Here is an 11,133-nt window from a genome sequence, read left to right as displayed (position 1 = left end):
GCCGCTTTTTTCCCCTCTCCCCTCTTGGCTCCCCCCCCCCCCCCCCCTCCCCCCCCTCCTCCCCCTCCCCCCCCCCCCCCCCCCCCCCCCCCCCCCCCCCCCCCCCCCCCCCCCCCCCCCCCCCCCCCCCCCCCCCCCCCCGGCGCCGTCAGTGCTGCGGATTGATGTCCGCGGGCAGCTCGGCGATGAAGGGGTGGTCCCGCTCGATCAGGCCCAGCTTGGAGGCACCACCGGGCGAACCGAGCTCGTCGAAGAACTCGACGTTCGCCTTGTAGTAGTCCTTCCACTCCTCCGGGGTGTCGTCCTCGTAGAAGATGGCCTCGACCGGGCAGACCGGCTCACAGGCGCCGCAGTCGACGCATTCGTCCGGGTGGATGTACAAGGACCGGGAGCCCTCGTAGATGCAGTCGACGGGGCACTCCTCGATGCACGCCTTGTCCTTCACGTCGACACAAGGCTGCGCGATGACGTAGGTCACGCTGTCGTTCCTCCTCGGTAGGGCTCATTTCGCGCGGGAGCGCGGCGTCGTCGATGCCCACACCTAGTATCTCCCTCCCCGGGCACATGACGAACAAGAGGGGCTGGCACAGCTGTGGAATTCACCACGGGCGGAAGGCTTGACGTCCGGATCACCACGGCGGACGTGGGCAAGCGCGTCTCCGTACGGCACTTGAACGCCTCCGGCGGATCGCCGGAACGCTTCACCGACGCCGTCGGCGTGCTCTCCTCCTGGGAGGGGGGTGTGCTGCGGATCACACGCAGGAACGGCGAAACGGTCGAGGTCCCGGAGTCCTGGCTGGTCGCCGGCAAGGTCGTACCGGCCACCCCGGCCCGGCGGCGCGGCCCCGCGGCCACGGTCCGTGAGCTCCAGGAGGTCGCCGCGCGCGGCTGGCCCGCCCGCGAGACGGAGCGCCTCGGCGACTGGACGCTGCGCGCGTCCGGCGGCTTCACCGCCCGCGCGAACTCGGCGCTCCCCCTCGGTGACCCCGGTCTGCCGGCGGAGGCCGCGCTGGACCGGGTCGCCGCCTGGTACGCCGAGCGCGGCCTGCCCGCGTATGTGCAGGTCACGACCGGCGACCCGGCACGGGACACCGAGCTGGACGCCGAGCTGGCCCGGCGCGGCTGGACCGCCGAGCGGCACGCGGTGATGCGCACCGCCGCGCTCGCGCCGATCGCCGATACGGGTGCCGCCACCGAGCGGGTGCGGTTGACCCGCGAGCCGGACGAGGCCTGGCTCGCGGCCTACGGGCGCACCGGCGCGTCGTCCCAGGACGCCCTGGCGGTGCTGACGGGCGGCCCGTCGGTGTGGTTCGCGACCGTGCCGGACGAGGAGGCCGGTGGGACGGGGCCGGCCGCCATGGCGCGCTGTGTCGTCGACGGCCGCTGGGCGGGCTTCGCGGCGCTGCACGTCAGCCCCGGACGGCGGCGCGAGGGCCTGGGCGGGCTGGTCATGGCCGCCCTGGCCCAGCAGGCGCTCAGCGAGGGCGCCTCGGCGGCGTATCTGCAGGTCGAGACGGACAACGGCCCCGCGGCCGCCCTCTACGACGGGCTCGGCTTCACCACTCACCACGGTTACCACTACCGCCGCGAGCCGGTGCGCTAGCCGCGGACCTGGTCGCACCATGGATACCGGCGGTGGCTGTGGCCACCGCCCCGAGCGGGTACGAGGCACCCATGTACGACGACACCACTGGACGGCGGCGGGCCTTCGCGGACGCGGCCCGGGAGGAGCGGCCCGACCTCGCGCTGCTGTGCCTCCTGGTCGCGGCGGAGGCGGAGGCGGGGCTGTGCGAGAACACCGCGGACGCCGCGCAGATCGAACTGGACCGGCTGGCCGGACTGCTCCCCGCCCTGGGCCGGCACGCCGCGCCCCGCCGCTGGGCGGAGGCCCTGGCCGAGCTGCTCGGGGAACGCTGCGGCTTCCACGGCTCCCCCGCCGACTACCGGCGACTGGAGTCCTCGCTGCTCCCCGAGGTGCTGCGGCGGCGGCGCGGCCTGCCCATCCTGCTGTCCGTGGTGTGGATGGAGGTCGCCCGCCGCGCCGGCGCGCCCGTGTACGGGGTGGCCCTGCCCGGCCACTTCGTGGTCGGCTTCGGGGACCCGGGCGGGGAGCATGTGCTGGCCGACCCCTTCGAGGGCGGCCGGCCGCTGTCCGAGGAGGACGCCGGCCTGCTGGTCGCGGGCACGACGGGCACCCCGCTGGCCCCGTCGATGTTCTCCCCGGCCGAGCCGCTGGAGATCGTCCTGCGCGTCCTCAACAACATCCGCGCCTGGGCCGCCGCCCGCCCCGAGCGCAGCGACATCCAGCTCTGGGCCGTCGAACTGTCCCTGCTGCTCCCCACCCACCCGGCCCGGCTGCGCTACGAGCGCGCCGAGCTGCTCGTGGAGCGCGGTGAGTTCGCCCGCGGCGCCCGTGAGCTGGAGGAATACGCGGCGGTCATCGCCCCGCTGGAGCCGACGGCCGCCGAGACGGTCCGCCACCAGGCACTCGCCGCGCGGGCCATGCTGAACTGAGGGGGCCGCCGGACCGGCGGCCAGGGGTCAGAGCCAGCCCTTGTCGCGGGCTATCCGGACGGCCTCCGCGCGATTGCGGGCGCCGGTCTTCTGGATCGCCGTGGAGAGGTAGTTCCGCACGGTGCCGTGCGAGAGGTGGAGAGCGGCGGCGAGCTCGGCGTTGGTGGAGCCGTCGGCCGACGCCGCGAGGACGGCGCGCTCCCGGTCGGTGAGGGGGTTGGCCCCCTCGGCGAGCGCGGCGGCCGCGAGGGTGGGGTCGATGACGCGCTCGCCGCGCAGCACCCGCCGCACCGCGTCGGCCAGCTGCGCCGCCGGGGCGTCCTTGACCAGGAACGCGTCCGCGCCGGACTCCATGGCCCGGCGCAGATAGCCGGGCCGGCCGAAGGTGGTGAGGATGACGACCTTGAGCCCCGGCAGCTCCCGGCACAGCAGGGCCGCCGCGTCGAGCCCGGTCATCCCGGGCATCTCGATGTCCAGCAGCGCCACATCGACGGGCGTGGCGCGGGCGGCGGCCAGCACCTCGTCGCCCCGGGCCACCTGGGTGACGACGTCGATGTCCTCCTCGAGCCCCAGGAGCGCGGCCAGCGCCTCCCTGACCATGGACTGGTCCTCGGCGAGGAGAACACGAACGGCGGCGTTTCCGGGGGGCTTCGGTGCGTTCACAGCGACAGCGTAGAGGTCAGGCCATCACGCGGCGCGAGAGCGGTACGGCCGCCCGCAGGCGGAAGCCGCCGCGCGGGCCGGGGCCCGTCTCCAGCCGGCCGTCCGCCAGGGACAGCCGCTCGGTGAGACCGGTCAGGCCGTTGCCGTGGCCGTGGCCGCCGGAGGGGCCGCGGCCGTCGTCGGTGACGATCAGGCACAGATCGTCGCCGTCCTCCTCGACCACGATCTCGCACCGGCGGGCGCCGCTGTGCCGAACCACATTGGTGACGGCCTCCCGCAGCGCCCACGCCAGCGCCCCCTCCTCGTCCGGGGGGAGGTCGGCGTGGCCGGTGGAGGCCCGGGTCAGGTCGGCGGCGACGCCGGCGGCGGCCAGGGCCGTACGGGCCCCGGCGAGCTCGGCGTCCAGCGTGGGGCGCCGGAAGCCGCTGACCGCCTCCCGGACGTCCACCAGCGCCTGCCGGCTCACCCGCTCGATGTCGGCGACCTGCTGGGCCGCCGCCTCGGGCTTGTCCGGCAGCATCCGCCCGGCCAGCTCGCTCTTGAGCGTGATGAGCGAGAGCGAGTGGCCGAGGAGGTCGTGGAGGTCCCGGGCCAGGCGCAGCCGCTCCTCGTTCGCCGCGAGGTGCGCCACCGTGGCCCGGGCCTCGCGCAGCTCCCGCATGGTGCGGCCCATCTGCACGACGGCGATCATCGCGCCGCCGCCCAGCAGCGTGGGCAGCACCAGCAGCAGCGTCTCGACCAGGGGGACGCCGTGCACCAGGCAGAGCGTGGCCACGGTGGCCGCGACGGCCGGCACGACCCGCAGGCCCCACTTCAGCGGGAGCTGGACGCCGCTGGAGATGGAGACGTAGACCAGCAGGACGGTCCACGACGGGCTGAAGGCCAGCGCCATCGTCAGCGCGAGGGCGTACAGCCCGCCCAGCAGGTAGTTCCGCCGGCGGCTCACCTGGTCGGGGCCGGGGCGGGGGCCGAGGACCAGGTAGAGATACCCGATGATGAAGGCCGCCAGCGCGAGCCACCCGATGGCCGTCACCACGGGCCCGTACCGGTCCTCCGTCAGGTCCCGGACCGCGTAGTAGAGGTAGGACATGTACAGGAAGGTCCAGCAGGTCTTGGCGAAGAGCTGGCGCCAGTCCTCGGGTGCCCTGCCGATCTGGATGAAGCCCCTGTCGACCGCCGGCTCCCCGTACTCCCCGTGCGCTTTCACCTTCGTAGTGTCCCCCGGACCCGGCAGCGGCCACGACATCAGGTCACGCCTTGTGGGTGTCCTTGCGGTACAGCCAGGCGGCCGCGCCACCGAACAGGACGAGGTAGACGAACATGAGGACGACGTCCTTCAGGTGGGGCGCGCCACCCTGCTCGATGGCCTGGCCGAGCCCGGCGTAGGCGTGGGTGGGCACCCACTCGGCTATGTCCTGGAGCCACTTCGGGAAGACGGCCGTCGGCATCCACAGGCCGCCGAGCATCGACAGGCCGAAGTAGATGATGAAGGTGATGGGACGGACGGCGTCACCGGTGGCGAGATAGCCGATGGCCACGCCCAGCGCGGCGAAGACGACGCTGCCGGCCCAGATGACGGCCGTGAGCGCGAACCACTGCCAGACCGCGGGGAAGCGCACGTCCTTGACCAGGGCGGCGGTGAGGAAGACGGCCAGGATCGCCGGGAGGGAGACCACGGCGGCCGAGGCGATCTTGGCGGTGACGTAGCCGCGGCCCGGGAGCGAGGTGAGCCGCAGCTGCCGCACCCAGCCCTTCTCCCGCTCCTTGGCTATCTTCTCGCTGTTGCCGACCAGGACAGCGGTGATCGCGCCGAAGGACGCCATCGACACCATCATGAGCAGCGGCAGCGTGAGGTCCGTGCCCTCGATCTTCTCGGTGCTGCTCGCACCGCCCGCGATCATCAGATAGAGCGCCGCGGGGTAGATCACCGAGAAGAACATGAACTTCTTGGCGCGCAGCGTGCGCGTGATTTCCAGCTTGATCAGGGTGTTCATCGGGAAGCCGCCTCCTCGGCGGCCGCGGCGTCGGTGATGGCGATGAAGGCCTGCTCCAGGCCCAGGCCCGCGACCTCGAGGTTGCGGGGGTAGAGGCCGAGACCGTACAGGGCGTGGACGGTGGCGTCGGCGTCGTGCGACTGGATGCGGACCGTGCGGCCGGATATCTCCAGGGAGGACAGGAACGGCAGCTCGCGCAGGGCGGCCTCGCCGATGTGTCCGTCGAGGTCGAAGACGATGCGACGGGCCCCGGCCTTCGCCTTGATCTCGGCGGCGGAGCCGTCCGTGAGGACCCGGCCGCGGTGGAGCACGATCACGCGGTCCGCGATCGCGTCGGCCTCCTCCAGATAGTGGGTGGCGAACAGGACCGCGCGGCCCTCGTTCGCCTGCTGGCGCATCACGCTCCAGAACGCCTGGCGGGCCGTGACGTCCATGCCGGTCGTCGGCTCGTCGAGGACGATCAGGTCGTTGGCGCCCGCGGTGGCCATGGCGAAGCGCACGCGCTGCTCCTGGCCGCCGGAGAGCTTGTTGACCATGCGGTCGGCGATCTCGGTGATGCCCGCCCGCTCCATCACCTCGTCCAGCGGGTAGGCCTTGCGGTGGAGGTCGCAGGCCAGCTTCACCAGCTCACGGACCGTCACGTCCTCCATCAGCCCGCCGGACTGGAGCATCGCGCCGACGCGGCCGCGCTGGATGGCCTCCTGGGGCGTCGTGCCGAAGACCTCGACGCGCCCGGCGTCGGGGTTGCGCAGGCCCAGCAGGAGGTCGAGCGTCGAGGACTTGCCGGCGCCGTTGGGGCCGAGCAGGGCGACGGTCTCGCCGGGGTAGAGGTCCAGGGTCAGGTCGGAGACGGCCTTGACGGTGCCGTAGGACTTGCTGACGTTCTCGAAGCTGACCACGGGTGTGCCGGTCCGATGCCGCCCGTCCCCCGTGATCGCGGTCGCGGTTGTGGTCATGGAAACAATCATCGCGACCGCGAGGCGGGGGCGGCAGTGTCAGCCGTCGTAAGCCTGGGATGACAGATGTCATGGGTCGGCCGGGCCGACCGTCACCCCTCCACCGCAGGTCAGGCCTGCGGCGGAGGGCTGACGGGCCCGCCCGGGACCGGGCCGGCTCAGCTCAGCGGGATGACACCGACCCGCTCGGCCGGCGTCTTGCCGCGCAGCGCCTTGTTGAGGGCGTTGGCGACGTCCTGCGGCATGACCGGCTTCTTCTCACCGCTGCCGCGCTGGATGAGGACGCCGTTGAAGGCCGCCCCGTACAGCTCCTTGAGCGCGTCCAGGTCGTAGTTCTCCACGAGCTGGCCGTTGACCTCCTTGACCGAGAGGATCTTCGGCAGCGACCGGTCCGGGCCGAACTGGACCTTGTGCAGCGGGTCCGTCTGGATCGTGACCAGGCCGGACATCGCGGGCTTCGCGAACTCCTCCATCTTCCGGTCGACCTCCGCCTTGGAGATCTTCGGCTGCTGGGCGGAGGTCGCCAGCGTGACGGTCTTGTCCTGACCACCGGCCGCGCGGTCACGGTAGGCCTGGGCGATCGTCTTGACCGAGCCGTTCACGTCGATGCCCTCGTACGGCTGCCCGTACACGGCCACGGCCTTGCCCGGCTGGAACTTGATCGTCCCCTCCTTCGCCGCGCCGCTCTCGCCGGCCAGCGTCTTGAGGGCGGCCGCGACCTTCTCCTCGTCGACCGTCACGGTCGGCTCGGCCGTCCGCGCGCCGCCGACGAGCGAGCCGAGGACGGTGACGGGGTTGTAGTCCTTCACCGCGGCGGCGCGCACCGTCGCCTGGGTGTCGATGGACAGACCCGCCACGGACGGCTTCAGGTCGGCCGTCTTCCCGCCGATGGAGACCTTCAGCGGCGCGGTCGCCTTGCTGCCGAGCGACGTGTCGAGCTTCTGGACGGCCTGCTCCCTGGACATGCCGCCGATGTCGACGCCGAGCACGGTCGTGCCGTTCGGCACGTCCGCGTGGTCCAGCAGCAGCCCGGCGGCGTACGCGACGCCGACCAGACCGACGAGACCACCGGCCACGAGCACCAGCTTGGAGCGGCCCTTCTTCTTGGGCGCGGCCTTGCCGGCCTTGGGCGCGCTCCGGCCCGCGGGCTTGGCGGGCGCGGCCGGACCGGGGACCGGGGGCTTCGGGACCCCGCCACCGACGGCCGGGGGCTTGGGCACCCCGCCGCCCGTCGGAGGCTTCGGGACCCCACCACCGACCGGAGGCTTCGGCACCCCGCCGCCCACCGGCGGCTTCGGGACGCCCGGGCCCGTCTTCGGCTTGGGCACGGCCACGCGCGGCGCGCCGCCGTCCATGGGCGGCTTCGGGACCTGACCGGCGGCCGGGGACACCGGCGGGATGCCGTTGACCAGCGTCTCGCCGACCGGACCCGGGGCCGGGGCCGCCGCGGCCGCCTTCGGGCCCTTCTTCTTGCGGCCCTTGCCGCCGGGCTGGTCGCCGCCCTTGTTCTGCCGGCCCGCCTGCGGACCGCTCTGCGGACCCGTCTGCGGGGCACCGCCCGGCTGGACGGCCGGGAAGCCCTCGCGCGGGGTGTCCGTACGGCCGGGCGCGAAGGCCGCGCCGCCGGCCGGCATGCCGCCGATGGTGGGCGGCGGGAACTGCTGGGCGGCGGCGGTACGGGCGTTGGCGTTCGCCTTCGGCGCGCCACCGGCCGGCGCTGCGGCACCGCCGGGCCAGTCGTCGCCGCCACCGCGCCGCTGGGAGCCGGCCCCCGGCGCGGAGCCGGACACGGGCGGGACGGCGGGCGTGGAGGCGTCGCCGGGCCACGGCGCGCCGCCGGCCGACGGGGCGCCCTTCCCCGGAGTGGCCGGCCAGTCGTCGACGGCACCGGCGGCACCGCCCGGGACGGGCGGCTGCGGCATCGAGGCCGTCGTCGAGGGGTCGTTCGGCCACGGCGTGGCGGCGGTGGTCGAGGGGTCGCCGGGCAGCGGAGGCTGCGGCATGGCACCCGTGGTCGACGGGTCGTTCGGCCACGGCGTGGCACCGGTCGTCGAGGGGTCGCCCGGCAGCGGAGGCTGCGGCATCGCGCCCGTCGTCGACGGGTCGTTCGGCCACGCGGCGGTGGACTGCGCACCGGAGGTCCGCGCACCGGTGGACTGCGCGCCGGAGGACTGCGCGCCGGAGGTGACGGGCCAGTCGTCGACGGGGGCCGCGGGGGCGCCACCGTTCATGCCACCCGCCATCGGGGCCTGCGGCATGGAGGGCTGGGCCATCGGGGACTGGGCCATCGGGGACTGCGGCATCGGGGACTGCGGCATCGGCGGCTGCGGCATGGCGGCCGTCGTCGACGGGTCGCCGCCCTGCCAGACGTCGCCGCCCGCCGGTGCGCCACCGGAAGCGGAATGCGTGGGGCGCTGCGGGAGGCGCTCGGCCTGCGGCGCCTCCTGCCATACGCCGCCGCCGTGTCCGCCCGCCGGCGGGCGCTGGTCGCCACCGAGGGCCTGGCCACCGCCGCGACGCGGCAGCGGCGGCTGCTTGGCGGCGCCGGCCGCCGAGGCCTGCTGGCGGCGCGCGGCCGTGGTGGGCGGCGGCGTCGTGCCGCCGGACTTGCGGGGCGCGAACCAGTCGCTGGCCTTCTCGCCCGAACCGGAATCCGCGGAGGCCGCCGCCGGCGCGCCGCCGGGGGCCCGTCGCTCGGAGGGCTTGGGCCGGGTCGGCAGGCCCTCCTTGCGCTCGCTCGCGGGCGCGGGGGCCGGAGCGGCGGCGGGGGTGCCCGCCTCGGCGTCCGGGGACTCGCCGTCGACCGGCGTCCGCATGACGACCGGCGGGATGGGGCGCGAGCCGGGAATGTTGATCCGGATCCGCGTCGTCATCGTGGTTTCGGTCTTCGGCTCACCGGGCTTGGGGGCAGCGGCCGCGGCTCCCGTGGCCGGGTCCCCGTCGGGACCGGTCCCGTACGGCGAGGTGCCCGAAGGGTAGGCGGCGCCACCGCGCCCCTGGGGCCCGGAGGACGAACTGTCAGATGCACGGCTCAAAGCAGGTTCTCCCGGATACTCTTTGCCGCCCTCGTTGACCTCGCTTCGGGTCGCCCATCGCCGGAGGCCAGGGGAGGCTCGGCGGCGCGCACAACCATACTGGCCACTGCGGGCTCGCCATTGACGACCGCTGGTTCAGTCCCCCGACCGGTCGGGTGACGGTCGGGTAGAAATCGCCACGTCACTTGCCAAGTCGGGCCGAGGGCCGGTCCGGTTGCGGCAGTTTCGGGACCGTGGCACAGATCACAGCCACGATCATCCCGCCCAGCAGGAAGACGTACGAGCCGATCCCGGCGCCGAAGACGAAGTCGCCCTCGGGCCGATTGGCGGCCAGGAACAGTACCGCGAGCATCCAGCCGGCACCCGGCACGGCACCGCCGGCCCGGCTCCCCATGGCGGTCGCGCCGCCGTAGCAGAGCCCGGCCACGCCCAGCAGCGCCAGCAGCAACCCACCGGGGAACCAGCCGCCTTGCACGAGCGCCCCGCCCGCCCCGACCACCATCCCGAGCAACGCCAGCCCCAGATAGCCGGACAGGCGCTTGACGTCGAACACACGCATGGGACCGCCCGGCCCGCCTCCCTCGCTCCCGCCGGTCACGCGTCCACCCCCGCGAAGAGGTCGTCCTCGCGACCGGCGCCCCCGGCCTCGCCCTTGACGAGCTTGTAGTACTCGCGGGGGAAGAGCGGCTGCCCCAGGTCGTTGGAGAGCGCGAAGAACGGGCCGTCCACCGCGATCTGCGTGGCGTGCGCGCGCATCGCGGCCGCCTTGGCGGCCACATGGGCGGAGGTGTCGAGCGCGGCCGTCACCTCGTCGTCGGGCACCACGCCCGGTACGTCGGCCGGTGACGCGACGCCGGGGAAGAGGTCGCCCTCCCGGCCCGCGGCGCGCAGCCGGGCGAAGCCCTCCTCCACAACGGACATCGGTACGCAATTCCAGTAGATTTTCGCGATGTCGTACGGATCGCCCAGATCGCGGCGGAACGCGGGTTCGGCGGCGAGCTCGGCGGCCCGCATGGCCACGCGGTGCGCCTGGATGTGGTCGGGGTGGCCGTAACCACCGTCCGGGTCGTAGGTGACGAGCACCTGGGGCCGGACCTCGCGGATCACCTCGACGAGCGACGTGGCCGCCTCGTCCAGGTCCGCCTCCCAGAACGAGCCGGGCGCGGCGTTCTGCGGAGCGCCCATCATCCCGGAATCGCGGTAGCGGCCGGGGCCGCCGAGGAGGCGGTGGTCGGTGACGCCCAGCTCCTTCATCGCGGCGGCGAGTTCGCCCCGGCGGTGGTCGCCGAGCGTGTCGTCCCGGTCCGCGGCGAGATGGGCCAGCCCGGGCGGGATCACCTCGCCCTCCTCGCCCAGGGTGCAGGTCACGAGCGTGACGAGGGCACCCTCGGCGGCGTACTTGGCCATGGTCGCGCCGTTGTTGATCGATTCGTCGTCCGGGTGCGCGTGCACCAGGAGCAGCCGGCGGCCGGGAAGGTCGGTCATGACTCCACCCTACGAGCCGCGGCACCCCGCCGGGGCGCCACCCGTCCGGCCGCACCTCGTCCGTGTTCCGGGTCCGCGTCCCGAGTCCGCGACCCGGGTGTCCGCGTCCCGGGTCCGTGTTCCGAGGGGGACCGCCCGGGAGCGGCCCCCGCCGGTCAGAACTTGATGTTGCTGATCATTCCCGTGACGCTGGTGGTCAGCTGGTTCAGCGTCGGGGCGATGGACGAGCTGGCGAGGTAGAAGCCCAGCAGCACGCAGATCACGGCGTGGCCCGCCTTCAGCCCGGACTTCCGGACCAGCAGGAAGACGATGATCGCCAGCAGCACCACCGCCGAAATCGAAAGTGCCACAGCGGCTCACCTCCAGGTACGCGCGGTCGGAAGGGCGGCATACGAATGCCCGGGTGGCATACGACGCCAGGGAGTCATATCCACTATGCGCGAGCGATCATAACTTTCCGTGCGTGCGCATGACTCGGTGCACGGG

General features: G+C 73.8%; 11 protein-coding genes. 2 read left to right on the top strand and 9 right to left on the bottom strand.

What is annotated here, in order from left to right:
* Window positions 1-148 precede the first annotated feature (148 nt).
* Window positions 149-478, bottom strand: coding sequence for a ferredoxin (gene fdxA, locus AC07BS_RS30975; RefSeq protein ID WP_336414216.1), 330 nt, complete (start codon window positions 476-478; stop codon window positions 149-151).
* Between the two features lie 114 nt (window positions 479-592).
* Between fdxA and AC07BS_RS30970 the strand changes: the two genes are divergently transcribed.
* The gene (locus tag AC07BS_RS30970) at window positions 593-1,603 is read left to right on the top strand and encodes a GNAT family N-acetyltransferase (protein WP_478935161.1); all 1,011 of its coding nucleotides are present in this window, start codon (window positions 593-595) and stop codon (window positions 1,601-1,603) included.
* A gap of 71 nt (window positions 1,604-1,674) precedes the next feature.
* Window positions 1,675-2,514: a transglutaminase family protein gene (locus AC07BS_RS30965; protein ID WP_478643237.1), complete on the top strand. Its 840-nt coding sequence runs from the start codon at window positions 1,675-1,677 to the stop codon at window positions 2,512-2,514.
* Window positions 2,515-2,541: 27 nt separating this feature from the next.
* On the opposite strand, the gene AC07BS_RS30960 is transcribed toward AC07BS_RS30965, so the two are convergent.
* From AC07BS_RS30960 to AC07BS_RS30925, 8 genes are all read right to left on the bottom strand, one after another.
* Window positions 2,542-3,177 (bottom strand): response regulator transcription factor, encoded by a 636-nt coding sequence (locus tag AC07BS_RS30960; RefSeq protein ID WP_478935160.1) that lies wholly within the window; start codon window positions 3,175-3,177, stop codon window positions 2,542-2,544.
* 16 nt (window positions 3,178-3,193) lie between these two features.
* A complete protein-coding gene (locus tag AC07BS_RS30955) occupies window positions 3,194-4,384 on the bottom strand; it encodes a sensor histidine kinase (RefSeq protein WP_478935159.1) in 1,191 nt (396 codons plus the stop codon).
* 43 nt (window positions 4,385-4,427) lie between these two features.
* Window positions 4,428-5,171 (bottom strand): ABC transporter permease, encoded by a 744-nt coding sequence (locus AC07BS_RS30950; protein WP_478642860.1) that lies wholly within the window; start codon window positions 5,169-5,171, stop codon window positions 4,428-4,430.
* Window positions 5,168-6,127 carry an ABC transporter ATP-binding protein gene (locus tag AC07BS_RS30945; RefSeq protein ID WP_478642862.1) on the bottom strand — a complete coding sequence of 320 codons (960 nt, stop codon included), beginning with the start codon at window positions 6,125-6,127 and terminating at the stop codon, window positions 5,168-5,170. The genes AC07BS_RS30950 and AC07BS_RS30945 overlap by 4 nt, the downstream gene beginning before the upstream one ends.
* A gap of 158 nt (window positions 6,128-6,285) precedes the next feature.
* Window positions 6,286-9,000, bottom strand: a complete 2,715-nt coding sequence (locus AC07BS_RS30940; RefSeq protein WP_478935158.1) for a DNA polymerase III subunit gamma/tau domain-containing protein — start codon at window positions 8,998-9,000, stop codon at window positions 6,286-6,288.
* Window positions 9,001-9,343: 343 nt separating this feature from the next.
* Window positions 9,344-9,721 carry a DUF6113 family protein gene (locus AC07BS_RS30935; RefSeq protein ID WP_478642867.1) on the bottom strand — a complete coding sequence of 126 codons (378 nt, stop codon included), beginning with the start codon at window positions 9,719-9,721 and terminating at the stop codon, window positions 9,344-9,346.
* A gap of 35 nt (window positions 9,722-9,756) precedes the next feature.
* The gene (gene mshB, locus AC07BS_RS30930; protein ID WP_478642869.1) at window positions 9,757-10,647 is read right to left on the bottom strand and encodes an N-acetyl-1-D-myo-inositol-2-amino-2-deoxy-alpha-D-glucopyranoside deacetylase; all 891 of its coding nucleotides are present in this window, start codon (window positions 10,645-10,647) and stop codon (window positions 9,757-9,759) included.
* Window positions 10,648-10,802: 155 nt separating this feature from the next.
* Window positions 10,803-10,997, bottom strand: coding sequence for a hypothetical protein (locus tag AC07BS_RS30925; RefSeq protein WP_190063425.1), 195 nt, complete (start codon window positions 10,995-10,997; stop codon window positions 10,803-10,805).
* Between the last annotated feature and the right edge of the window lie 136 nt (window positions 10,998-11,133).

Source organism: Streptomyces sp. NPDC044063, from assembly GCF_056434285.1.
Note: the sequence above shows the minus strand (reverse complement) of the source record. Positions and strands in the feature narration are given on the sequence as shown.